This is a genomic window from Larkinella bovis, from assembly GCF_042655385.1.
Classification (GTDB): domain Bacteria; phylum Bacteroidota; class Bacteroidia; order Cytophagales; family Spirosomataceae; genus Larkinella; species Larkinella bovis.
In genome coordinates this window covers 1,271,265-1,296,640 of record NZ_JBHSMA010000001.1, presented here as the reverse complement: position 1 = coordinate 1,296,640, position 25,376 = coordinate 1,271,265, and the positions used below count along the sequence as shown (strand labels likewise).

Annotated in this window: 20 protein-coding genes; 13 read left to right on the top strand and 7 right to left on the bottom strand. The window is 51.7% G+C overall.

Annotated elements, in window-relative coordinates; all coding sequences use genetic code 11:
* Nucleotides 1-147: 147 nt before the first annotated feature.
* The 8 genes from ACFPMF_RS05450 to ACFPMF_RS05415 all read left to right on the top strand — a co-directional run bounded on the left by ACFPMF_RS05450 (nucleotide 148) and on the right by ACFPMF_RS05415 (nucleotide 8,096).
* Nucleotides 148-1,218 (top strand): Ldh family oxidoreductase, encoded by a 1,071-nt coding sequence (locus ACFPMF_RS05450; protein ID WP_379841912.1) that lies wholly within the window; start codon nucleotides 148-150, stop codon nucleotides 1,216-1,218.
* 14 nt (nucleotides 1,219-1,232) lie between these two features.
* Complete coding sequence (locus tag ACFPMF_RS05445; RefSeq protein WP_379841910.1) at nucleotides 1,233-2,177, top strand: EamA family transporter; 945 nt, start codon at nucleotides 1,233-1,235, stop codon at nucleotides 2,175-2,177.
* Between the two features lie 138 nt (nucleotides 2,178-2,315).
* Nucleotides 2,316-3,353: an endolytic transglycosylase MltG gene (gene mltG / locus ACFPMF_RS05440; RefSeq protein ID WP_379841908.1), complete on the top strand. Its 1,038-nt coding sequence runs from the start codon at nucleotides 2,316-2,318 to the stop codon at nucleotides 3,351-3,353.
* 106 nt (nucleotides 3,354-3,459) lie between these two features.
* Nucleotides 3,460-3,879, top strand: a complete 420-nt coding sequence (locus tag ACFPMF_RS05435; RefSeq protein WP_379841906.1) for an acyl-CoA thioesterase — start codon at nucleotides 3,460-3,462, stop codon at nucleotides 3,877-3,879.
* Between the two features lie 26 nt (nucleotides 3,880-3,905).
* A complete protein-coding gene (locus ACFPMF_RS05430; RefSeq protein WP_379841904.1) occupies nucleotides 3,906-4,868 on the top strand; it encodes a YihY/virulence factor BrkB family protein in 963 nt (320 codons plus the stop codon).
* A 233-nt stretch (nucleotides 4,869-5,101) separates the two neighbouring features.
* Entirely contained in the window at nucleotides 5,102-6,148 is a 1,047-nt protein-coding gene (locus tag ACFPMF_RS05425) for a glycosyltransferase (RefSeq protein ID WP_379841902.1), read from the top strand.
* A 97-nt stretch (nucleotides 6,149-6,245) separates the two neighbouring features.
* A complete protein-coding gene (locus ACFPMF_RS05420; protein ID WP_379841900.1) occupies nucleotides 6,246-6,869 on the top strand; it encodes an L-threonylcarbamoyladenylate synthase in 624 nt (207 codons plus the stop codon).
* 189 nt (nucleotides 6,870-7,058) lie between these two features.
* On the top strand, nucleotides 7,059-8,096 hold the full coding sequence (locus ACFPMF_RS05415) for a hypothetical protein (protein ID WP_379841898.1): 1,038 nt from the start codon (nucleotides 7,059-7,061) through the stop codon (nucleotides 8,094-8,096).
* Between the two features lie 94 nt (nucleotides 8,097-8,190).
* Here the strand turns inward: ACFPMF_RS05415 and ACFPMF_RS05410 are convergent, their stop codons facing one another.
* Nucleotides 8,191-9,066, bottom strand: a complete 876-nt coding sequence (locus ACFPMF_RS05410; RefSeq protein WP_379841896.1) for a lysophospholipid acyltransferase family protein — start codon at nucleotides 9,064-9,066, stop codon at nucleotides 8,191-8,193.
* Nucleotides 9,067-9,127: 61 nt separating this feature from the next.
* On the opposite strand from ACFPMF_RS05410, the gene ACFPMF_RS05405 reads away from it, so the two are divergent.
* From ACFPMF_RS05405 to ACFPMF_RS05390, 4 genes are all read left to right on the top strand, one after another.
* Nucleotides 9,128-9,835 carry a WbqC family protein gene (locus ACFPMF_RS05405; protein WP_379841894.1) on the top strand — a complete coding sequence of 236 codons (708 nt, stop codon included), beginning with the start codon at nucleotides 9,128-9,130 and terminating at the stop codon, nucleotides 9,833-9,835.
* Between the two features lie 61 nt (nucleotides 9,836-9,896).
* The gene (locus ACFPMF_RS05400) at nucleotides 9,897-12,425 is read left to right on the top strand and encodes an ATP-dependent Clp protease ATP-binding subunit (RefSeq protein ID WP_379841892.1); all 2,529 of its coding nucleotides are present in this window, start codon (nucleotides 9,897-9,899) and stop codon (nucleotides 12,423-12,425) included.
* Between the two features lie 145 nt (nucleotides 12,426-12,570).
* A complete protein-coding gene (locus tag ACFPMF_RS05395; RefSeq protein ID WP_379841890.1) occupies nucleotides 12,571-13,719 on the top strand; it encodes a hypothetical protein in 1,149 nt (382 codons plus the stop codon).
* Nucleotides 13,720-13,953: 234 nt separating this feature from the next.
* Nucleotides 13,954-15,081, top strand: a complete 1,128-nt coding sequence (locus ACFPMF_RS05390; RefSeq protein WP_379841888.1) for a hypothetical protein — start codon at nucleotides 13,954-13,956, stop codon at nucleotides 15,079-15,081.
* A 63-nt stretch (nucleotides 15,082-15,144) separates the two neighbouring features.
* On the opposite strand, the gene ACFPMF_RS05385 is transcribed toward ACFPMF_RS05390, so the two are convergent.
* The 6 genes from ACFPMF_RS05385 to ACFPMF_RS05360 all read right to left on the bottom strand — a co-directional run bounded on the left by ACFPMF_RS05385 (nucleotide 15,145) and on the right by ACFPMF_RS05360 (nucleotide 24,350).
* The gene (locus ACFPMF_RS05385; RefSeq protein WP_379841886.1) at nucleotides 15,145-16,365 is read right to left on the bottom strand and encodes an enolase C-terminal domain-like protein; all 1,221 of its coding nucleotides are present in this window, start codon (nucleotides 16,363-16,365) and stop codon (nucleotides 15,145-15,147) included.
* Nucleotides 16,366-16,472: 107 nt separating this feature from the next.
* Nucleotides 16,473-18,257, bottom strand: a complete 1,785-nt coding sequence (locus tag ACFPMF_RS05380) for a RagB/SusD family nutrient uptake outer membrane protein (RefSeq protein WP_379841884.1) — start codon at nucleotides 18,255-18,257, stop codon at nucleotides 16,473-16,475.
* A gap of 23 nt (nucleotides 18,258-18,280) precedes the next feature.
* Nucleotides 18,281-21,733 carry a SusC/RagA family TonB-linked outer membrane protein gene (locus tag ACFPMF_RS05375; RefSeq protein ID WP_379841882.1) on the bottom strand — a complete coding sequence of 1,151 codons (3,453 nt, stop codon included), beginning with the start codon at nucleotides 21,731-21,733 and terminating at the stop codon, nucleotides 18,281-18,283.
* Between the two features lie 40 nt (nucleotides 21,734-21,773).
* Complete coding sequence (locus ACFPMF_RS05370) at nucleotides 21,774-22,781, bottom strand: FecR family protein (RefSeq protein WP_379841880.1); 1,008 nt, start codon at nucleotides 22,779-22,781, stop codon at nucleotides 21,774-21,776.
* 109 nt (nucleotides 22,782-22,890) lie between these two features.
* Nucleotides 22,891-23,508, bottom strand: a complete 618-nt coding sequence (locus ACFPMF_RS05365) for an RNA polymerase sigma factor (RefSeq protein ID WP_379841878.1) — start codon at nucleotides 23,506-23,508, stop codon at nucleotides 22,891-22,893.
* 68 nt (nucleotides 23,509-23,576) lie between these two features.
* Nucleotides 23,577-24,350 carry a phosphatidylinositol-specific phospholipase C/glycerophosphodiester phosphodiesterase family protein gene (locus ACFPMF_RS05360; protein ID WP_379841876.1) on the bottom strand — a complete coding sequence of 258 codons (774 nt, stop codon included), beginning with the start codon at nucleotides 24,348-24,350 and terminating at the stop codon, nucleotides 23,577-23,579.
* A 199-nt stretch (nucleotides 24,351-24,549) separates the two neighbouring features.
* Here ACFPMF_RS05360 and fabG point away from each other — a divergent pair, with 199 nt between their 5' ends.
* Nucleotides 24,550-25,296, top strand: a complete 747-nt coding sequence (fabG, locus tag ACFPMF_RS05355) for a 3-oxoacyl-[acyl-carrier-protein] reductase (protein WP_379841874.1) — start codon at nucleotides 24,550-24,552, stop codon at nucleotides 25,294-25,296.
* Nucleotides 25,297-25,376: the final 80 nt, after the last annotated feature.

Here is a 25,376-nt window from a genome sequence, read left to right as displayed (position 1 = left end):
AAGAATTAGATACCATTAGAAGCGGATTCGTTTAATCTGTCCTCTATTTTTGTGACAAAACAAAACCGTCTACCGGTTTCGCTTTCGTAAACCTTCATCAAAACCGGGAAGCCGAATGCCTTTATTCGGCTTCGTAGCCATACGTACATGATTTCCGTTTCGCAACTCAAAACATTTACTAAACAGATTTTTCGTCAGATTGGCTTTTCGGATGCCGACGCCGAGTTAGCGACTACGGTACTGGTTCAGGCCGACCTGCGGGGCGTTGACTCCCACGGGGTGGCCCGGCTGGCGGGGTATGTCCGGCTGTATGATCACGGGCGTCTGAATCCAGCGCCCAACATTCAGATCGTGCACGAAACCCCCTCGACGGCGGTGGTCGATGGCGACCGGGGTGTTGGGCTGGTGGTGGGGCCGAAAGCCATGCAGATTGCCATCGAAAAAGCCCGCGTGGCCGGAACCGGCTGGGTCGCCGTGCGGAACTCCAACCACTTTGGTATTGCCGGTTATCACGCCATGCTGGCCCTCGAACACGATATGATCGGGATGACGATGACCAATGCGGCCCCGCTGGTTGCTCCCACATTTTCGCTTGATAAGTTGCTGGGAACTAACCCCATTGCGGTGGCTGTCCCCGCGCTGACGCAGCCTCCGTTTGTGGCCGACTTTGCATCGACGGCGGTGGCCTACGGCAAGATGGAAATTCTGCAACGGAAAGGGCAGGAGGCTCCGCTTGGTTGGGCGCAGGATGCCCAGGGTCAGCCCTCGACGGATTCGAACCCGATCCGGAACGGCGGGGCGTTGTTGCCACTGGGTTCCGACCGCGAGCACGGAAGTCACAAAGGCTACGGGTTGGGGGCGATTGTCGATATTTTCTCCGGTGTTTTGTCGGGGGCCAATTACGGTCCGTGGGTGCCCCCCTTCGCAACGGCCGGTTTTATGGCTGCGCAGGAAGGTGTTGGTGCCGGAACCGGGCATTTCTTTGGCGCCATGCGCGTGGATGCTTTCCGACCGGCGGAGGAGTTCAAGCAGCACATGGACAACTGGATCGGGGCATTCCGGAAGGCGCGCGCGGTGGAAGGGAAGCAGGTGCTGATTCCCGGCGACCCGGAGCGGGAAATGGAGGCCGAGCGCGAGGAGCACGGTTTGCCATTGATCGAACCTGTGGTTCAGAGTCTGCGGGAGCTGGCAGAGCGATTTGGAGTGAAGTGGGAATAGGAACACGAGCCAAAATGGATTCATCACAACCCAAACCGTTGCAGGTCGTCCTGGCTTTCGCGGCCATTTACATTATTTGGGGATCAACTTTTCTGGCGGCTTTGATCGGGCTGGAGAGTATTCCGCCGTTTCTGATGGCCTCGCTTCGTTTTAGCATCGCGGGCGTTCTGCTGTTCGGCTGGTGCTGGCTGAACGGGCAGGTGGAACTGACGAAACAAACCGTAGGCCGGAACGCGTTGAGCGGGATTCTGATGCTGTTTGGCGGAACGGTTTCGGTGATCTGGGCCGAGCAGTTTATTCCGTCCGGTCTGGCCGCTATTCTGGTGACGACCCTGCCGTTCTGGTTTGTCCTTCTGGACCGTCGGCAGTGGGCCACTTATTTTGCCAGCTGGTTGATTCCAGGCGGTCTGGTGATCGGTTTTTTGGGCGTGGGGTGGCTGTTGATGCAGCCGGGACAAACCGCTCAACTGCTGCAATCGGCCGGAACGTACTGGGTGAGCATCGGCGTTTTGATGACAGGCGGAATTTTCTGGACGGTAGGTTCCCTTTACGCTAAATACCACCCGTCGCCTTCTTCAACGCAGTTGAACGGGAGTATTCAACTGATGGCGGCCGGGTTGTTCAGCGGCCTGGTGAGCCTGCTTTTCGGCGAATTGGGCGGTTTTCACTTTTCGCAGGTAACCGTTCGATCCTGGCTGGCATTGGCCTACATGGTACTGATGGGGTCCGTCATTACCTACCTGGCCTATCTCTGGTTGCTAAAAATCCGTCCACCGGCGGTGGTCAGTACGTATGCCTACGTCAATCCGGTGGTTGCGGTTTTGCTGGGCGGCCTGTTTGCCAACGAGTCCTTTTCACTCCGGCAATTGCTGGCGTTGCTGGTTATCCTGGTAGGGGTTTTGCTGGTCAATCTTCCGAATTACCGGCGGATGCAAAAACCGCCCACCGCAAACCGATGAATTGTTATCAGGTAATCACCATCCTTGCTACCTTTGCAATCACAACTAGTTTATCGTTTCGGGTTTATCGTTTGCCCAAAGTGTACCCGGGTAATTAACCAGCCATAAACCAGAAACCAGAAACGAATCTCCATTTTTATGTCCCGTACCTTTGTCGCTGCCGTTCTGATTATTGCCTCTGTGCTGCTGGCTACGCTGTCGTTTTATGCGTGGCAGATTTTTAAAACGCCCAACCTCCAGGTGGGTGAAAATGACAAGGATTTTGAATTGTTTATTCCCCGGGGAGCCACGTTCGAAACCGTCATGGACTCGCTCGAAGCCCACCAGGTGGTCAATGATAAAATGTCATTCCGGTTTCTGGCCCGGTTTATGAAGTACACCGATCACGTCCGGTATGGCCGCTATGTCATTCAGAAAGAGATGAGTAATCAGGATGCGATCCGCAAGCTCCGTTCGGGCGATCAGGATCCGATGAAGCTGACCTTCAACAACATCCGGCTCAAAGATGAATTGATTACCAAGTTGGGGAATCGATTTGAATTTGGCCCGAAGAAGCTGGATTCCCTGCTGAAAGACCCGGCGGTTTGTGCGCATTACGGTTTCGATACGACCACCATCATGTGCATGTTTCTGCCAAACACCTACGAATTTTTCTGGACGACCAGCGCCGACAATTTTCTGGATCGCATGGGCAAGGAGTACAAGAAATTCTGGACGCCCGAACGGCAGCAAAAAGCGAAGGATATGGGCCTGAGCCAGACGCAGGTACAAACGCTGGCTTCCATTGTCGAGTCGGAAAGTAAAAAGAACGACGAAAAACCACGGGTTGCCGGGGTGTACCTCAACCGGTTGAAAAAAGGAATGCTGCTGGAAGCTGATCCGACGCTTGTGTTTGCCCACCGCGATTTCACGATTCGCCGGGTGCTCAACGTTCATAAACAGATCGACTCCCCCTACAATACGTACCGGTTTAAAGGCTTGCCGCCGGGGCCGATCAACCTACCGACGCTGAGCTCGATCGATGCCGTACTGAACGCCGAAACCCACGAATATCTGTATTTTGTGGCCCGGGCGGATTTTTCCGGTTATCATACGTTTGCGAAAACGTACGAAGAGCACATGAACAACGCCCGGATCTACCACGCTGAACTGAACAAGCGGGGCATTATGAAATAAGCTGAAAGAGATGAGACAAGAGAGGTGAGACAAAAGAATAAAGAAAAACGCTACAGGTGAAAAGTCTTTGTTCTCTTGTCTGGCGTCCCTGGTCTCCCGGAAAAATATGTTCACCTACGAAGTTCCCCCCATTCGGGTTCGTTACGCCGACACCGATCAGATGGGTTATGTCTATTACGGAAATTACGCCCGTTATTACGAAATCGGTCGGGTAGAAGCGCTGCGGAGCCTGGGGTTTCATTACAAGGAAATGGAAGCATCGGGCGTGATGATGCCGGTTTACGAAAACCGTTCGCGGTATTTGCGCCCGGCGCGTTACGACGATCTGCTGACCATCCGGGTGACGATCCGGGAGTTGCCCAGCGTTCGGATTGTGTTTCATTACGACATTTACAACCAGGAGGGAAAGCACCTGAATACGGGTGAAACCACCCTGGTTTTTATGCTGGCCAGCAACGGCCGACTGACCAAGTCGCCGGCTGAACTGACCGAAAAACTCAAACCTTTTTTTGAGCCAGCGGTTTAATTTCTGTTTTGTAACTGATCTGCCGTATGTTGGAAAAATTGATGGAGTATAATAGCGTGCAGCGTGTTATACTCTTTTTACAAAAGCACCAGGCCTTTGATTCCAACCAGAACTGGTTTGATTTTTTGAGATTGTATATTCCCCGCGTAACTGATAACGATACGAGTGAGCGCGCGGCCTCGGCGGCTTACAGTTTGATTCTGGCGGTTTTTCCGGCCGTCATTTTTCTGTTCACGCTGATTCCAATGATTCCGATTCCTGACCTGGAAGATCAGGTCATGGATTTTTTCTCCCAGGTGCTGCCTGCATCCACGTACGATACGGTCAAAACGACCATCTACGACATCATCAGCCGCCCGCGGGGGAATGTCTTGTCGTTTGGTTTTATCCTGGCTTTGTATGCGGCCACCAACGGTATTCTGTCGTTAATGATGGCCTTCAACTCGTCGCACACGACCGGTCGGCGCGGTTTTTTCAAAACCCGGCTGATTGCCCTCGGCCTCACTTTAATGCTGGCGTTTGCCCTGTTTCTGGCCATTGCGGTCCTGGTTATTGGGGGTGTAATTACCGATTATCTCCAGCATATCCAGATTCTGGACAATATCGTGGTGACGACGCTGTTGAACGTAGCACGGTACCTGGTGGTTTTTGCGGTTTTTGTTGCGGCTATTTCGGTCATCTACAAGTTTGGGCCCGACATTGACAAGCATTGGAAATTTGTGAATCCGGGCGGGGTCATTGCGTCGGTGCTGGTGGTATTGACGACCTACGGTTTTTCCTACTACGTCTCCAATTTTGGCTCCTACAATAAGCTATACGGATCCATCGGTACGCTGATTGTCCTCATGATCTGGATTAATCTGGTCTGTTTATTACTGATCATCGGTTTCGATATGAACGTGGTGCTATACCGAAAAGGAAATAAACCGTCGAAGCCCGGAGACAAAACAATAAATGCCCCCCAAACCGCCAGAGAGCATTTACAATAACCCTAACCCAAAAAATCACAAGCCCGCCTTTCGGCACAGCTCTGACTGTTTCTTATAGTGATACCAGTATTAAAAACCGTGCCAGAGTCGGAGATAGTTAGTAGGCGGCCAACGCATTCCCGAGCCTGGCCGTTTGCTAAATTATATACTATTTCCTCCAGGAATAATCCCTACTATTGCCGGAGTAAAGCTCGGTAGTTTCTTTGTCCGACAACTGTCCTATCTTCATCATCATGGCTGGAATCCTGGAAGGCGCATCGCCCGGCTTACTGGCCGAATACCTGGCGTCGAGAAGGCCTTTGGTCTCGGTAATCTGCACCAGTTATAACCACGAACGATTTATTTCCGCATCCCTGCAATCGGTCCTGAACCAAACCTATCCCGCCATTGAATTAATTGTCATTGATAACAACAGTACGGATCAGTCGGTCGCCCGGGTAGAGGAGTTTAGGCAAAAACAGCCCGAAATTCAACTGATTCGGAATACCGAAAATGTGGGAATCTGTCGGGCGTTTAATCAGGGACTGAAACGGGCGAAAGGGCGGTATGTGATTGATTTATCAGCCGACGACCTGCTGCATCCCGAACGAATTGCCCGGCAGGTGGCCGGTTTTGAACGCCTGCCGGGCGATTATGCGGTGATCTTCGGCAATGCGGCCTTTATTGACGAAAAAGGGCGGTTGACCGGCTACCATTACCCGATCAGTCCTGCCGGACAGGCCACCGTCAACGTTCCATCCGGCTGGGTTTTTAAGGAGATTCTGGCGTCGTATTTTGTGGCCACCCCAACGATGATGATGCGAAAAGATGTGCTGGAAAGTCTGGGCGGTTATGATGAATCGCTGAGTTATGAAGATTTTGATTTCTGGGTTCGAACGGCGCGTCATTACCGGTATTACTATCAGGATGAAGTGCTGACCAGCAAGCGAATCGTTCGGCAATCGCTTTCCTCCCAATTCGATACGGCCAACAACCCCCTGCTGGAATCCACACTGAAAGTCTGCTACAAAGCATTCGATCAGTGCCAGACCGCCGACGAATACGCTGCGCTGGCCAACCGGATTCGGTGGTTCATCCGGGAATGTTTTTATACCGAGCAGTTTAAACTGGCGTTTTGTTTCCGGGAACTACTCGAATATATGGAAAAACCGGATTTTCGTACGGCCCTGATTCTCCGGTTGTGCCAGTGGCATATACCGGTCAACTCCCTGTATCGGAATTACGTGACCTGGAAGAAAAACCGGGTGTTTCGCCGGGGGGCTTTAAACGCGGGAATATAGGCTGGCCGGAAAAAACCGGTTTTTGAAAGCGTACAGATTTCGGTTATTTGCAACCAAATTCCCGCAGGGTTGTTAACCAGAAAAGCATTAAAATACCATGCCAGCCGAATTTTTGCGGATTCACCCCGACTCCCCCGAAGAACGAAAAATCCGTCATGTCGTTGATATCCTGCGGGATGGCGGAGTGATCATTTACCCAACCGATACCATCTACGGGCTCGGTTGCGATATCCACAACATCCGCGCGATCGAGCGCATTGCCCGCATCAAAGGGATTAAACCGCAGAAAAACGATTTCTCGTTCATTTGCTACGACCTGAGTCACATTGCCGATTACGCCCGCGTGGGCAATCAGGCTTTCAAGTTAATGAAACGGATTCTGCCGGGGCCGTACACCTTCATTCTGGATGTGAGCCACCGGGTACCGAAAATTCTGCACACCAGCAAACGGACCGTGGGCATCCGGATTCCTGATCATAACATTCCCCGTCAAATTGTGAAGGAGTTGGGCAACCCCATTATTACGACGACCATCAAAGATATCGAGGACGATATCGTGCCCTATATCACCGACCCGGAAATCATCTTTGAGCGGTTTCAGCATCAGGTTGATCTGGTTATCGATGGCGGGATCGGCGGGAATGTCCCGTCCACGATTATTAATGCAACAACCGATGACTTTGAGGTTGTGCGTCAGGGACTTGGGGTGCTGGAGGAATAACCACTTAAAAGGAATTTTGCCCGGCTCCGACTTTATTTCCCGATTCCTATTTCAATTTATAACAGAGTTTCTATTTTTGGGAAACATACCCCGGCCGGCCGGGGTCCCTGGCGCGTACATTCTATTCACATTCATACTCAAAACACAGTGGTAAACGGAGGAGGTAAGCTGTGCCGGACGGCATGGAAAATGATTGCAGTTGCTTCAGTTCTCATTCAATTCAACGCGTTAACCAGTTGTTCGTCCACCAATGGAAACGGCGACGAAACAACCCAAACCGACAGCTCGGCCGTCAACACGCCGACGCCAGCGAAGGATTCCGTTTCCGCTACGACAAGCCCGACAACCGCATCGGTCGATACAACGACCAACACCGATCCGCTGAAAGCCGATACGCTGCAATTTGCGGGTACGCTGCCGGACACCCTCTTGCCCAACCACCGGATTCTGGCTTATTACGGGAACCCGCATTCGACCCGAATGGGCGCTTTGGGCGAATATCCGCGCAAAGAAATGCTGCGCCGACTCGATCAGGAAGCCGAACGCTGGCAGAAAGCCGATCCGTCAAAACCCATCCAGAAAGCCCTGCACCTGGTCGCCATCTCGGCCCAGGGCACTCCGCAGAAAGACGGAAAATACCGCCTGCGGATGAGCGACAAGACGATCCGCAAGGTCATGAGTTGGGGAGCCCAGCATGGCGCCATTGTCTTTCTGGATATTCAGGTGGGGTTGGCCGATCTGAAAGGGGAAATGGCGTTTCTGGAAAAATACCTAAAACTGCCGTATGTTCACCTGGGGATTGACCCCGAATTTTCGATGAAAACCGGTGCTCGTCCGGGTACAAGAATTGGCACATATGATGCTTCGGATGTTAACGATGCGATCCAATTCCTGAGCCGGATTGTCAAGGAAAATAACCTGCCGCCGAAAGTGCTGGTGGTGCACCGGTTTACCCAGCGCATGGTGACGAATTACCAGAATATCAAGCTGGACCCCCGCGTGGCGGTGGTGATGGACATGGACGGCTGGGGACCGCCCTCGCTCAAAATCGATTCGTACCGGGATTATATCGTCAAAGAACCGGTGCAATACACCGGTTTCAAGCTATTCTACAAAAACGATCTGAAGAAAGTCGATTACCGGTCGAAGCATAAAGTTCCGCACCTGATGGAACCCGAAGAAGTCCTGGCGCTGGACCCCAAACCGCTTTATATCCAGTACCAGTAGGAGTGATGAATTAAGTGTTAAGAGTGATGAGTTGGCTGACGCGGGTTAAAATAGTGCGTCAGCCAACTCATCACTCTTAACTCTTAATTCATCACTAAAATTTTACCTGCGTCTTCGCGTATTTGTCCCGTTTGTGTTTCCAGCGTTTGTGGGACCAGAGCCAGTCCGCCGGGTGTTGACGGATGGTTTTTTCCAGGACATCCCGGTAGCGGTTCAGGAGTTCGCCTTCCGGCAGGTCCGCATAGGGCGGTTCGGCGAGGGGGAGGAAGGTCATGCTGTAATAGCCGCGTCGGACCCGTACCATCTCGATGTAAAAAACCGGGAGCCTGAAGCTGCGGGCAATTCGTTCGGGGCCGGGATAAAAGGGGGTTTCCTGATGCAGGAAGGTCGTCCAGTAGCCGTATTCGGGCTGATCGGGAATCTGGTCCGCGACGAGGGCAATCAGCCGGGCTTCGTGCCGCCGGGTTGCCATTTCGCGCAGCAGCGATTTCATCGGGACCGGTTTGGCCCCGAACTGGGCGCGGATAAACCGCACCAGTTGCTCCGAGGTGGGGTTGGTCAATTTCTTGTAAATGGCATCGGCCGGCATGCCGTTCACGACCGAGGCCGAGGGGGCCCATTCCCAGTTGCACTGGTGCGACGCCATGATTAAAACCGCCTGTCCGCTCGCCAGATGCCCTTGAACCCGCTCCGGGTTGGTAAAAATAACGCGTTGTTTTAATTCATCCGGTGACATTCCGGGTAACTTAAACGTCTCAACCAGGACATCGGCCAGATTGCGGTAAAATTTTTTTGCAAGCTGCCGGATTTCAACATCCGGTTTTTCGGGAAATGAACGTTTTAAATTGGTCTCGATTACTTTTTTGCGGTACCGGATTACATAGGCTAACAGGTAGTACAAAACGTTGGCAATACCGTATAAAACGGAAATCGGAAGGCGGGAAAAAAAACGAAAAAAAAAGAGTATCATTGAGAAATGGGTAATCCGATCAGCAAATCGATACCGTCAAATTAAAAATTTGGGAAACCGTTTGCTTGTTCAAAGCGAAATTCATTTATTTGGTACTATTAATGCGTCGAGTATATTGGAAAAGTACCATGTTAGTCATTTAGGTCAGGGCGTTCGGATTGAATTACACTATCTGCCCAGCCTGACTTATTTCACTGCACTCTTCCCCTTCGAGACCGTTTGGCTGGAAGCAGCCGAACATTATGGAAAGCAAAGTTACAGAAATCGGTGTTATGTCCTGACGGCAAATGGCATTGACCGGCTGACGGTACCGGTATTGAACGGTACGCATAAGCAATTGATCCGGGACGTCCGGATCGATGATCGGCAGGCCTGGCCCGAACGGCATTGGCGGTGTTTGGTAACGGCTTACAGCAAGGCTCCTTTTTTTGAGTATTATGCGGATGAATTGCAAGCCGTATTCCGCCGAAAATGGAGTTACTTATTTGATCTGAACCTTGAACTGCTGACATTATGTCTGAAATGGCTCGGTTGGCAAAAAAAACTGCTTCTGACCGAACACTTTGAAAGACAGTGGGCTGCGGATATTCTGGATGCACATGCGCTGATCGATGCCCGGGGAAATGTACAAAATGGCAGGTTTTATCGCCCGGTTTCATATCCGCAGAACTTTGGCAACGTATTTGTACCTGACTTGAGTATTCTGGATCTTATTTTCTGTCAGGGAACCGGTGCAACCGACATTTTAAGGCAGTCATTGATCCAGTGAACAATACCGAAAAAAATTTCGTTAGTACGGAAAGACGCCATTACAATACAACCCTAAGCGAATGGAAGCTAAATTTTCGAACCGAGTTAAAGAAGTTATCTCGCTCAGCAGAGAGGAAGCCCTGCGTCTGGGTCATGATTACATAGGTACAGAGCATCTGCTGCTGGGTATGATTCGGGAAGGCGAAGGGGTAGCCGTTGGGTTATTGAAAAAATTGGGCATTTCGTTGGATGAACTGCGGATGACGATCGAGCAGGCGACCAAGGGAACCGCAACCAACAATGTCAAAAATCTGGCCAATATTCCACTCACCCGCCAGTCTGAGAAAGTACTCAAAATTACCTATCTGGAAGCCAAAATTTTCAAAAGCCCGCTGATTGGAACGGAACACCTGCTTCTTTCCATTCTGCGCGATGAGGACAACGTGGCGACCCAGATCCTGAACAAATTCAATGTCAACTACGAGGTGATAAAGGAAATGCTGGAATATCAATCTTCCGGTACACGTCCGCATATGGGCCCCGAAACGGACGACGACGACAATGACCGTGGCATGTTCGGTAGCAGCAGCTCCGGCTCGGGCAAAGATCCGAAAGGATCCGAGAAGTCGCGGACGCCGGTTTTGGACAACTTCGGACGTGACCTGACCAAACTGGCCGAATTAGGCAAACTCGACCCGATTGTCGGTCGTGAGAAAGAAATCGAACGCGTGGCCCAGATTCTGAGCCGCCGGAAAAAGAACAACCCGATCCTGATTGGGGAGCCGGGCGTTGGGAAAACCGCCATTGCGGAAGGACTGGCGCTGCGGATCGTTCAGAAAAAAGTATCGCGGGTGCTGTTTGGGAAACGCGTGGTGACGCTGGATCTGGCTTCGTTAGTGGCCGGTACCAAATACCGCGGTCAGTTTGAAGAACGCATGAAGGCGGTCATGAACGAACTGGAGAAATCCCCGGAAGTGATTCTGTTCATCGATGAGTTGCACACCATCGTGGGAGCCGGGGGCGCTTCGGGGTCGCTCGATGCCTCCAACATGTTCAAACCGGCACTGGCGCGGGGTGACATCCAATGTATTGGTGCCACGACGCTGGACGAATACCGGCAGTACATCGAAAAAGACGGTGCCCTGGCCCGTCGGTTCCAGGTCGTCATGGTGGATGCTACCTCGGTAGAAGAAACCATCGAGATTCTGAACAACATCAAGGATAAGTACGAAGATCACCACCACGTTAACTACACCCAGGAAGCGGTGGAAGCGGCCGTGAAACTGTCGGAGCGGTACATCTCTGACCGGTTCCTGCCCGATAAAGCCATCGACGTTCTGGACGAAGTGGGGGCTCGCGTACACATCTCCAACATCTCCGTTCCCGAAGACATCCTCCGGCTGGAAGAAAGCATCGAGAACATCAAAAAGGAGAAAAACCAGGTTGTAAAAAGCCAGAAATACGAAGAAGCGGCCCAGCTCCGCGATAAGGAAAAACGCCTGATCGATCAGCTGGACCGTGCGAAACAAGCATGGGAAGAAGAAACCAAGAAGAAACGCTATACGGTGACGGAAGAAAACGTGGCCGAAGTCGTAGCGATGATGACGGGTATTCCGACCAACCGGGTTGCGACCAACGAAGGCGCTAAACTGCTGAACATGTCGGAGCAATTGACCGGTCGCGTGATTGGTCAGGACAAGGCGGTTCAGAAACTGGTGAAAGCCATTCAGCGGACCCGCGTCGGCTTGAAAGATCCGAAAAAACCAATCGGTTCGTTCATCTTCCTCGGCCCGACCGGGGTTGGTAAAACCGAGCTGGCGAAGGTGCTGGCTTCGTACCTCTTCGACAAGGAAGATGCCCTGGTGCGGATCGACATGTCGGAATACATGGAGAAATTCAGCGTAAGCCGTCTGGTCGGCGCTCCTCCGGGGTATGTCGGTTACGAAGAAGGCGGCCAGTTGACCGAAAAAATTCGCCGGAAACCGTACTCGGTCGTTCTGCTGGATGAAATCGAGAAAGCGCACCCGGATGTGTTCAACATTCTGTTGCAAGTGCTCGACGACGGTATCCTGACCGACGGTTTGGGTCGCCGGGTTGACTTCCGGAACACCATCATCATCATGACTTCCAACATCGGGGTGCGTGACCTCAAGGATTTTGGGTCCGGTATCGGTTTTGCCACCCGTGGTAAGTCCGAGAATCAGGACGAGATCATGAAGAGCACGATTCAGAATGCCCTGCGGAAAGCGTTTTCGCCGGAGTTCCTGAACCGTCTGGACGATGTGATCGTGTTCAACTCGCTGCAACGGGAGGATATTCACAAGATCATCGACCTGATGCTGGGCAAATTGCTCGGTCGGGTGACGAGCCTGGGGTACAAAGTCGAACTGACCGAGAAAGCGAAAGATTTCCTGTCGGACAAAGGCTATGATCCGCAATATGGTGCTCGTCCGCTGAGTCGGGCCATTCAGAAATACCTCGAAGATCCCGTGGCGGAAGAAATTCTGAAAGGCGATCTGAAAGATGGGGACGTAATTATGGCCGATTACGATGACAATGGGGAGAACCTGATTATCACCGTGAAAAAACAGGAACCGGTTACGGAATAAAGAGTACGTTTCTGAAAGGAACGATACAATAGGCTGAACGTTCGTTCAGCCTATTTTTTTATACCCCGACGAATTCAAAATGGATGGGTTCGGCAGGCCGAAGCGGTATTATTATTGCTATAGATCGTCCGTAACTCAACCTATTATGAAAACCGCTACCCTCTTTCTTCTCGTTTTCCTGCTTGCCCACCTGACCAGAGCCCAAACCGAACCGGGCCGTGCTTTCTGGAGTGGTAATCTGCAACTGAATACGACCCAACTGGCTGGCGATTATCCGAATGGCTATACCCGACGGAGCCCGCAACTCGGTCTAGCGATCAATCACGGCGCTTTTTTACAGAACAACTGGATGCTGGGACTGTCGGTAAGCGGATCGTACTACAAACAGATCAATGCGAATCCGCTGCCGCTCGACCAGCGCTACCAGCGGGGCGGTTTGTCGGTTTTTGTCCGAAAATACTGGGGTAACAATCACTGGCGGATTTATGCGGGCGGGGGCATTGGCGGTAGCCTTGATCAGTTTCGGCAAGAGGTGTCTGACCCGACGACCAGCCTTCTGACGGAAAATGAAACCAATACGTACCAGATCGCGCCCTTTACCCAGATCGGGGGTGTGTACTTTTTGAATAGCCGGTGGGGGCTGGAACTGACTACCACCAGTACGGTTTTTCCGTTTACATTCAGCGGGCTAACGGCGGGCCTGGTCTACATGACCGGTGCAACGGAGTCGGAGCGCAGGATTCTCGATGCCACTCCGCCGACGGTCGGCTCGCAGGCCCGGGCGGGGCGGTTTACCGTCGGCGCCAGTGTGATCATCTCCGGACGCACCGAATCACTCAACAACCGCGATTACAGTGCTCAGAACCTCATGGCCGCGCCGGCCGTCGGTTTTTTTGTAGCGAATAATTTCCTGGTCGGTATTTCCGTGCCCATTACCTGGAGCAAAAATGACGGGCCGGATAAAACCGCCGAAACCACGCTGGGCTTTGCCCCTTACGTCCGGACGTATTTATCGAACACCCGGTTGCGGCCCTTCGTAGGCGCCACGTTTACGTATTCGGCCTACCGGTTTCAGCAAAACGATTTTCCCAGCGAGGAGGTCAATCATACCGCCGGGGGCATGCTGAACGGTGGACTGGCCTACCTGCTGGGAAAAAATTTCATTGCCGAAGCCAATGTCCTCAACCTCAGTTTCAGTAAACAGACCCAAAATAACGACCTGAAAAACGGGTTGTGGCTTCAGGGCGTTCAGTTTACCACATCCCCCGCAATTTCGGTGCAGTATGTTTTTTAGGTGAAATACGATTCGTCAATCCCTCCCTTCGAATCGTTTTTTCCGGATTGTACGCCGTAAGCACCAGGCAATAGGACGAATAGTTTGGCTGGTGGAGAAAGTAGTGAGAAGGGGTAAAAGCCGCCTTATGGCTACCGGATTTCTGATTTCGAGGGCTTAACATTTTTTAATAAGCATTTTTATACATATGTCGGCAACTTAGTCTATCTTTTTGCGTACGATATTCCCGGCATCATGAAAAAGCTTCTACGAATCGCCATACTGGGTGCATTGCCCTTCACCACCTTTGCGCAAACCGAAAAAGGCCAGGGAATCTGGACGGGACGGGTTGCGGTCGCTCACACTTCCTTTAAGCAGGAAGTTACGCCCTATCGGCTTTTTAATCGCTCAACGGAAAGTTCGCTTTCACTGGATCGGGGTATTTTTTTCAAAGACAACTGGTTAACCGGAATGGGGGTGAACGTTGGCTGGAATACCGCCCGGCAAGGTTACGATGCCAGACAACTTGACCCCACCGAAAGCGATGTTTTGGGCATTGGTGCAACAGGGTTTATCCGGCGGTATTGGGGCAAGGAAAAGTGGCGGGTTTTTCTCGGTGGCGGACTTTCATTCGGGTATTCAATCAGTAAATACGTCAGTCCGACGACGGTCGGGGGCAACACCTTTACGATGAATCCAATATCGCAGGTTGGCGCCAATTATTTTGTAACCGACCGCATCGGTTTAGAAGCCTCCACTATGTCTACATCCTTTCCGTTTCAATTCAGTGGATTGAACATCGGCCTTGTCGTTCTGACGGGTGGCAACAAGGATAATCCGGTGGAAACGTACGAAGCCCCCCAAACCGCGAAGGGGCGCTGGCTGTTAGGAGGAGGTTTTGGGTTTACGACCTCAAAACCGGCCGCCAACCAAACCAATGTGGACGATGAGCGAGTCAGTTCGTTTACGATTTCTCCCTCCGTTGGTTGGTTTGTCAAAAAGAATCTGGTGATGGGCCTGGCCATTCCTGTTGAAAGCCGATGGGCTACCAATGGAACCTATACCTTATTAGGCTTTTCACCGTATCTAAAGAAGTATTTTTCGGACAACCGGCTGCGGCCTTTTGTGGGCGGGGGACTATCTTATTTGCTGGTTCGGAACCAACCGAAAGGAGCTGATTCATATACTTCTTCCAGCATGGTCGTTTCGGGGTATGCTGGTTTGGCGTACTTGCTCGGTAATCGTTTTATTGTCGATGCATCGCTGGCTGCGGCCACGTTGGTCCGGAATTACTACCCGGAAAGGCTGGGCATACGGAGCTCCACCATCAATGTTTCCGCCAGCCTGCAACCCAACTTTACAATCACTTACGTTTTCAGGTAGCCAAAGAAGGGCAACCATTGGCAGAACTTCCGTCGGATTCCCCAATCCGACGGAACTACCATTTCAGATGGTTTTCAACAATTTCATCCCAAAACCGGGAGCCGATGACGGAATGAACTTGCCGTTTTCAATTTTATAAGCACCAAAATCAACGTCTTCGCTGGTGGCGGGCACTCCCTCGATGGTAACGGTGTTGCCCAAGGCCCCGGTCAGGTGGGCGCAATAGTAGGATTTCAGCAATTCACCAAAGGCGTGCGGAGACGACTGGATGCCCAGCTTTTTGAGTTCCGGCATGAGTTTCCGCCAGGGCGTAAAACCGTATCCGATGATGTCGGTCAGGTGTACATCGATTAGTTTCTGCTCTTCCAGTTCGCGCAGGAGTTGCTGATTCGGGTTGGCTTCTCCATCAGCCAGCAACGTTTTGACGTTATTCGCTTTAATCCATTCCCGGAATTTCCGGTAATCGGCCACGGTTTCTGCAAAGGGTTCTTCAACCCAGAACAGCGGAATGTCGCCGATGCCTTTTATGTAGTCGCAAATCCCATCGACGGTAAAACCGTCATTTCCATCCACCAGGATTTCCACATCCGGGAAGGTTTTGGCAACCAGCTTCGTTACTTCAATATCCCGTTTTAGCCCTTCCTCCCGCGACATCCATATGTTGCCGCGGCCAATTTTGAGCTTGAATTGCCGGTATCCCATTTTGTAATCCTGCGTGCAGGCTTCCACGATTTTATCCATCCCGTTGGCTACGGTTTTCACCGGTCCTTCTTTGGGCTCCAGCTCTTCGAAATAGATCATGCCGCTGTAACACTTGGTCGTAATCGGTTTTTTCCGGCCCATCAGTTCGTAGACCGGTTTATTCAGAATGACACCTGCCAGATCGTGCAGCGGCACATCGAATGGCAGTGCTTTCGGATCGGTGACGCCTTCGGACGGCAGAAAGACCTCCGACACGCGCTTGCCCTTCAGATAAGCGATGGATTCGCTTTGTTTCCGGCCGTGTATTCCCCAGCCTTTGGCACCCTGGTCGGTGGTCAGCACGCAGACACTGACGTTCGGGCCATAACCGTGAATATCCCGGCGCGCATTTTTTCCCACAAAACGTGGCCATTTAAGTTGAACCTGCGTATACGAAATGTCGGCAATTTTATGATTCGCCAGTTCGTTGGCGGCTGATGAATGCAACAGCCAGTCGGTGGCTTGTGAGGTCAGTGGAGTACTTAATAAGGCAGCCGATGCGGCACCTCCGGATAATCGGCGAATGAAGTTTCTTCTTTCCATAAATTCAATAGTTAGTAAGGTTTTTGGGTTTACAGTTTACAAATTTCAGTTTATGAGACGGTCTCCTGAATACGGCGAATACCGTAAACTGACAATCGTAAACCAAGTTAATAATAGCCTTCATTTTGTTCCTCATTCAGCGGACCTTTCGGGCTCAAGCGATCGATGTGATTTTGTGGGATGGGACGTAGTTTATGGTATTTCTGGATATTGGTTGCCTCGGGATTGTATTTCTTGACCCGATCGTAAAGGCGTTCGGCCCGCACCAGATCCCACCAGCGGACACATTCGCCGTGCAACTCCCGGCCCCGTTCATCGAGCATGAAATCGACGAAGGTTTTTCCGTTGAGGTTGGTCGTCAGGTCAGCCACGGTCAGGAGCATACTGGGTTCCGTACTTTTCAGTCGGTCAGCGTAGTTGCCGCCGTCGATTTGCCAGTATTCGCGGGGTTTAAGCTCGTCCTGTTTATAGGCCGCCCGTTTTCTGACCACGTTCAGGCGCTCCACGGCTTTATCAAATTGTCCTTTTCGTCCGTAGGCTTCGGCGGCAATCAAATAGGTTTCGGCAAGCCGGAAGGTGTACCAGTCGCGGGTGCCGTTTTCTTCGCTGGCGGCCGGACGCTTGTTGTCGTAAAACTTGTAATTCTGCGGAAATTCGGCGTTGGTCTGGCGGTCGCGCGGAATGTAATAATAGGGCTTTGAAGCATACAGGGAGTCTTTATTGATGCAGGCTGGCAGTCGCTCCATCGTCACCCAAATAGCCGTATCGCCCACGTTGAATTTCGGTTTCCCCAGTAATTCCGGTTTCGGAACAAATCCGTCTTTGGCTTCCCATTTCGGAATGTTGGCAGCATTGTTACAGAGCCAGGCGGTTTTGAAGGTCTTGTAAAACCGGGCGTCGTTTTTGCGGTCATACAGTTCATACAGTGTAAAATCCGTCGGACGGACCCGGCGCCAGGGCCGACCATTCTCCACATCGCGCAGCATGCCGGGTTTGTTGTCGTACACCATCGTATAGTACAGGTGAATCTTGTTGCCGACATTGTTATTGTACAGGCGGGTTTCGGAGAATTGCACGGCGAAAATGATCTCGCTGTTTTTCTGGTTGTTGATATTCCACAGCTGTTTGAAATCGGGCACGAGTTGGTAGACATTGCTGTTGATGACGGCGTCGGCAAAGAAAGCGGCACTGTCCATATCGGTTGCCTGCTGACCGCGTTGTTCGGTTACTGCACTGCCGCGTGTCAGGTAGGCTAAGGCCAGGGCGTGTTGGGCAGCCCCTTTGGTAGCTCGTCCATAATCCGCCTGGTTGGTCGGCAGGTTTTGCTGGGCAAAGCGGAGATCAGAAATGATAAATTTATACACTTCGGCTACCGGAGCGCGTTTGTAGTCGGTTTTTACATCGAAATCCAGCGACGTTACCAGCGGGATGTTACCAAATGTCTGAACCAGGTAGAAATAGTATAAACCCCGCAAAAACCGCATTTCGGCCAGCCGGATGGTTTTGGTGGTTTCCGGCATACCCTCCTTGAGGTTGGTAATCGAACTGATTACAATATTGGCGCGGCTGATTCCGGTATAGTAATTCGACCAGAAATCGTAGAGCGTCCCAAACTGCGAATTCAGACTCGACTCGTAGCGGTTCAGCTGCGGTTTTAACGCCCCATCCTGACCTTCCTGATACGTGTCGGTTCCCAGTTCCTGCAAGGGATGCAGATTTTCGCCGGTATAGGCCCAGCGCAGGGTAGTGTAGGTGGCGGCAACACCGGCTTCAATGCCGGCTGCGGTATTGTAATAACCGTATGAAATACCGGAGACAATGGTTTCATCGAGATAATTCTTACAGGAAAATGATGAAACAGTGAGGATGAATGCAAGTATGATCTTTTTCATTGGCTTACTGGTTTGGGTAGTATTTACAAGCCGATACTGAGGCCGCCCATGAATGTTTTGGGACTCGGAGCGGCAAATCCTTGGGCACCTTCGGGGTCTAAACCGTCGAACTTCGTATACAGGTAAGGATTCTGAGCGGAGAAATAAACCCGGACTTTGTTCAATTTTAACCGATTGACCAGCTCTTTGGGCAGGTTATACCCGATGGTTAAAAACTTCAGCCGAAGAAAAGAACCATCCTGATAATAGAGGGTTCCGACGTCGGGGGGCGTCTCCCAGTTGGTGCTTGATTTAGGATACTCGTTACTGCCGTTAGTGGGTGTCCAGTAATTCACATTCACGGTATTCCAACGGCCCTCGAGCCGAAGTGCTTTGTCGAAAAAGGCCATAGCACCCCAACTGGCATACCACTGAAAGGCTAGATCAAAGTTCTTGTACGACAGGTTGTTGCTCAAACTTCCCGTCCATTTAGGGCGGTTGTTGCCCAGAATGATCCGATCTTCCGCGTTGATTTTGTAATCACCGTTCTGGTCTTTCAGGCGAATCAAACCGGGGGTATAGTTGTGTCCGTTGGCGTTAAACTTGGCCATTTCGGCTTTGTCCGAATCCGAATTTTGCCAGATGCCTTCGAACTGGTGGTCATAATAAACACTGATTGGTTGTCCGATAAACCAGGTGTTGCCGATATCACTTTGGGCTCCGCCATACAACTGTACAATCTCCTCCCGGTTGCGGGAGAAAACCACGTCGGTACTCCAGGTAAAGCCCCGTTTATTATCAAGATTGATACTGGAAACACCAATTTCAAGTCCTTTATTGCGGGTTTGGCCAATATTTTCCAGAATGTTACCAAAACCCGAAACAATGGGAAGCTGGCGGTCCATCAATAAATCTTTCGTGTCTTGGCGGTACATATCGATGGACCCGCTGACGCGTCCTTTAAACAGACTGAAATCCAGTCCTAAATTGATCTGGCCGGTGGTTTCCCACGAAAGCCGGGAATTGGGAATGCCGCTCGGCACGTACCCCAGGGCTACTTTTTCGTCCCAGGCATACCGCAAAAGGGTCAGGGAACCCTGGGTCTGGTAGGGTGAAATCGATGAATTACCGGTTCTGCCATAACCAATTCGCAGTTTCAGATCATCCACGTACGAAACCGTTTTCATGAAGGGTTCGTCCGAAATCCGCCAGGCAAAAGCTGCCGACGGAAAGAAGGCATACTTGCGACCCGCAGCCAGTACCGACGAGCCATCGCTTCGGCCGGAAACCGTCAGCAGGTATTTTCCGGCAAAACTGTAGTTAAGGCGGCCCATCCACGATAGCATTTTCCATTCGGTCAGGTTACTCCGAACGCCCAGGCCGGTGGTGGCCGAACCGATGTTGTAGAATTTCTGATAATCATACGGCAACCCTTCTACCGTAGCCAGATTTTCCTCAAACCGGTCGGTCTGAATACTTTGCAGGGCCGTAACGCTCACTTTATGCTTGTCGCCAAAGGAACGGTCGTAAAACAGCAGGTTTTCCAGGGTAAATCCCTTGGCGTTGTTGCCCCCGTATTCGGCCCACGACGAGCTGCCGTTGCGGGGCGACGAACGGACGTTCTGATACCGGCCATCGCGGGCGGTGCGGTAATCGTAGCCGAAATTGGCCCGGTAGCGGAGTCCATCTACGATTTTTGCTTCCAGAAATAAACTGGTGATGACCCGGTTGCGCCGGTGTTCGTTGATGATGCCTTCAATGTCGAGGAGCGGATTGACGGCCAGGTTATCGTTGCCCGGATTCAGCAACAAACTACCATCGCTGGCGTAAGGTGTTGCCAGCGGGTTTTGCTGGCGAGCGGTTCCATACAGGTTGGAACCGGCGTTTTCCAGAACGGAGGACACAACCGATGACGCCCCGATTTTGACGTTCTGGCTCAGGGAGTGATCGAGGTTGAGCCGGATGCTGTAGCGGTTATAGTCCTGATTCTTAAGCAGTCCTTTGTTGCCAAAATACGAACCCGAAAAGAGGGCTTTCGTCTTTTCCGTGCCACCACTGACCGATAGCTGGTGGTTTTGAATCGATCCCTGGCGCATGACGGCATCCACCCAGTTAAAACTGCGGACGTTGTTGGGGTTGTAGTTGCCCTGATCGTCGTAGCCCATCATCACCGATTCCAGAACATACGGATCCTGCGTGAAAATAACGAGCTTTTTGTCTTCGGCCTGGGTAGGCGTTGGCGAAGCATACGGGGCCGCTGTCCGGTTTCGGTAGGCTTCCCGCACGAACTCCGCGTATTGCCCCCCGTTCATAATATCCAGCTGGCGTAATGGTTGCTGAATCCCCGCGTACCCGTCGTAATTGACGGATGTTTTGCCGGATTTGCCGCGTTTGGTGGTGATTAGAATAACGCCGTTGGCCCCCCGTGACCCGTAGATGGCGGTTGCGGAAGCATCCTTTAAAACTTCCATCGACTCGATATCGGACGGGTTGATTTCATTGAGGCCCCGGGCAATCGGAATACCGTCGATCACATACAACGGATCGTTGGAAGCCCGGAATGAGCGGGTTCCGCGCACCCGGACCGTAGCCTCGGCCCCCGGGTTCCAGTTGTTCTGGCTGATGGTAACGCCCGGCACCCGGCCCTGAATAGCCTGCACGGCATTGGTAGCCACCACCTCCTGAATCTGTTTGGAATTTACCGATGCAATGGCTCCGGTCAGGTCTTTTTTCTGCTGGGTCCCATAGCCTACCACCACAATTTCATTCAAAAGTTTGACATCCGGGACTAGATTAATGTCGATGGTTGCGCGGTTATTGACCGGGACTTCTTTGGGAGTGTAGCCAATGGAAGAAACCACCAGGATGCCCATTCCGTCGGGCAGTGTCAGCACAAATCGACCATCGGCGTTGGTGGCCGTACCCACGTTGGTGCTTCCCTTGAGTAAAACCGTAGCACCGGGCAGTACATTCCCGGCTTCATCGTTTACCCGTCCCGAAACCGTAAAGGCAATTGAAACCGGGGGACTTTCGGGGGAGTTGGCCGGTTCCGTCAAGAAAGATGACGGATTTTCTACCGGTTTTCGGACCGGAACGGTTTCTTCCACCGGTTTATCCAATGGAGCCGGTTTAATCTTGTTGACAAAAATGACGTACGAGCGATCGCCAATTTTACTGAATTTCAGGCCCAGGGGGGCCAGCAGGCGTTGCAGGGTACCTTCCAGCTTGTATTTGTAGAGCGACGTTTCGACTCCCACCACTTTACCGGTTGTCAAACCGCTGCTGTGGACAAACGCAACCTGGTAATGATCTTCCAGTTCCTTCAAAACCTCGCTAAGTTGCCGGTATTTGGGCTGTTTGTCCGGTTCCTGACGCACAACTGTTTTCGAATTTCGGGCAAAGGAAATAGTCTGTCCCGGAGAAAGTAGCGGAAAGAGGCAAAACGGTAGCAGAATAATACCATTTTTGATGGGATGTAGAAATTGGAGTGTACGCATACGAGTACGGGTTTAGAGCATGTATGGCAGAAAATGTGAATTATCGTTGACGGATTTCTACAACATCTCCGTCCTTCGAGTAGTGCAGATCAAATGGTTGGGTCATTGCTTCCAGGGCAGTGTCGACGCTTTTGACATACAGTTTCCCCTTCAACCGAAGCTGGGCCAGTTCGGGATCGGCGAATTTGATCTGTACACCGTACGTTTCCTGTAGCATCTCGGAAATCTCAAGCAGAGAAAGATCGTCAAAGACCAGTTTTCGCTCTTTCCAGGCCGTATAGCTTTCGGGCATGGGGGGGCGGCTCAGCAAAACGGCGGTATTCGATTGGATGGATGCCACATCCCCCGGTTTCATCGTAATAGCGGGCTGATTCTGTTGTTCGTTAGGGTTCAGCTGAACTTTTCCTTCTTCGAGCATCACCTCAATGCGACCCCGGCGGTTTTTTACGTTGAACTTGGTGCCTAAAACCGCAATGCTGGCATTTCCGGCGTGCGCAATGAACCGGGAGTAAGCGCCCTGTCGCGGTTTTTTTCGAATCTCAAAATACGCTTCACCTTCCAGCCAGACTTCCCGCGATTTCTCGTTGTCCCAGAAACGATTGTACCGGAGTCGTGAATTGCCGTTCAGCGTTATTAGTGATCCATCGGGTAATTCGACCGTGCGAAATTCACCGGAGCGGGTTGCGACCTCTTTCGGTTGGGAGAGCCAGTAACCGGTTCCGGCGGCTACCAGCAGTAAAAATGCCACGGAAGCGGCCACCTGCCAGCGTTGCACGGAAACGAAAATCCGGCGGAATGGCGAAACCCGTTGCCGACGAACCGCGATGTGTTCCCACATATCGGCCAACAATTCCGTCGAGGGTAGATCAACTTTAAACCGCATCGTAAGCACCAACGTCCGGGCTTCGTCCAGAGTTTGCTTTTTTTCGGGATGTTGAGTCAGCCAGCTCTGCCAGAAAGCGGTGCTTTCCGGACTGGGTTCCAGTACCCAGTGGATGAATGTTTCGTCAGCCGCAAAATCTTCAGCCTGGTAAAAAGAATAGTCCATCGGGTCGGGAAGTCTTGGTTAGCACCGTGCTTACAAGGGTAAGAGGAACTCCCACCCGGTTTTCCACCTTCCGGGATTAATTTTTTTTGAACTCCACAAAAAAACGGAATTAAATGGAACCGTCCGGACTGCTGGGGGAGCTTTCGGCGGTCAGGAGAAGGAGAAAGTGAAGGGTCAGCAGGTATTTTTTCAAAACCGACAGTGCCCGGTAGACAAAGTTGTAGGCAACCCCCGGCGTGATAGCCATCATGTCGGCAATTTCAGCGTAGGAGAGATTTTCGTAGTATTTCAGGTAGAGGGCTTCTTTCTGGCGGGTGGGTAATTGCTGGAGGGCGCGATTTAACCGCGATAGCTGTTCCTGGGCGATTTCATCCTGAATCTGCATCGTTTCAAAATCCAGGGAAACGTCAAAATCATACGTTATGGCTGCGTCGAGCGAAGTGGTTTTGTTTCGCTGGAGTTTGCGAATCAGATCGCGCCGGAGCGAACTGCTGAGGTAAAATTTGATGGCCTGAACCTGCCCCAGGGTTCGGCGGTTGTTCCAGAGATGAATAAACAAATCCTGAATGCAGTCTTTGACCAGTGCTTCGTCCCGCGCAATTTTCATCCCATAACTATACAAAGCCGGCGCATATTGTTCGTAGAGTTGGGCATACGCAGCTTCTTCGCCCTGGCGAAAGGCTTCCCAAAGTTTTCGATCGTCCGTATACTTCCAGGGCTTATTCAACGGGTTACAGTACAAAGAGATGGAATAAAGTAGTAGCCGCCGGGGAGATTATTTTACTGGCTAACGGTTTATTTCAACATCTTCGCGCATTCTTCCACTTGGTCAGTATTGATGAAGTCAACGCCGATTTTACCAAGCTGTTTCCAGGCATTCGGGTTGTCGGGAGCACCCCAGAACCGGATGGGCTTATTGTCGTGATGCGCCCGTTTGATAAACCGCTTGAGCGTTTCCCGGTCACGCTCGGGGAGTTCCCCTTCACCATTCCAGCGCGAATAGTTCTGAAACGAATCGCTGATCAGGGCCACGTGCTTGATCGTTTCATCGTCGTACAATTCACTCGGCCGGCCGTCGAACAGGAGATAGGCCGGGTAATCTACCCAGTTCGGAATGGGCGGGCGGTTGCCACTGATTACCAGTTGAATGGCCATCGGATTCATCGTCCGGTCGAAGCAGGTGCGGTACGGAGCCACGGCTTTTTCCAGTTCCCGGATGGCTTCGACACCGTTATCTTTCATATCGATCAGCAACTGAAAGGTGTATTTCCGTTCGTTCGTGACGGATCCGCCGGCCGAATACCGGCTTTTGTTCTGGGCAAACAAGGTGGCGATCGGCTTTAAATACAGCGAATCCAGCGTACGGCCGGGCTTTATTTGGGATTTTTCATGTGCAACCATTAACTTACCGTCAACCAGGTAAACGTCGGCTTCAATAGACCCGGCGCGGTTACGGATGGCGGCTGTCAGCGGTTCCGGTTTTTCGTAGTCGTTATGGGAGTGAATTTGCTGGGCGATACTCTGCAGGCTGAAACAGATGGTCAGACAGATCAATGCAAAACGTATCATGCGCTTATGGTAGAAATTACGGTGAAGAAATCAAGGGTTCGAGTTGCTCCGGAAAGGGTCTTCCGTTTCCGCCCGGGTGAAACGAAGGAAATGTCGTTCAGGACTTTGCAACGTTTCGAGCAAAAGTAGTCGGATGATCGAATATATACTACTATTTTTGCGGCCAATCTTTTTAACCCTCGTTACTCACTTTTACTTCATGAGTTTACTTCAAGGAAAAGTTGCGTTGATCACCGGAGCTTCCCGGGGCATCGGTCGGGCCATCGCCATCCGTTTTGCCCAGGAGGGCGCCCATATCGCTTTTACGTATTTATCCAGTGTTGAAAAAGGTCAGGCGCTGGAAGCCGAACTGTCGGCTTATGGCATCAAGGCAAAAGGGTACCGTTCGGATGCCTCCGATTACAAAGCCGCCGAAGAACTCGCCAGCCAGATTGTCGCCGATTTTGGTACGATCGATGCCGTGGTGAACAATGCCGGCATTACGCGTGACGGGTTGTTAATGCGGATGAGCGAAGAACAATGGGATGCCGTTATCAACGTTAATCTAAAGTCGGTCTTTAACCTGACCAAAGCCGTGATCAAACCGATGATGAAAGCCAAAAAGGGCTCCATCATCAACCTGACGTCGGTTGTCGGGATTCGTGGCAATGCCGGACAGGCGAACTATGCGGCCTCCAAAGCCGGGATCATCGGTTTTACAAAATCGGTGGCGCTGGAACTGGGATCGCGCAATATTCGCTCGAATGCCATCGCACCCGGTTTTATTGAAACCGAAATGACCGGCGAAATCAACGAAAAAGCCATGGAAGAATGGAAGCAGTCCATCCCGCTCAAACGCGGTGGCCAACCGGAAGAAGTGGCCGATTGTGCCCTGTTCCTGGCTTCCGACCTGTCGCGCTATATCACCGGCCAGGTGCTGCAGGTCGACGGGGGAATGCTAACCTAGATTGAGTTAAGAGTTACGAGTTAAGAGTTCGCTGGTGCGCTCTTTATTAACTCTTAACTCATAATTCTTAATTCTTAACT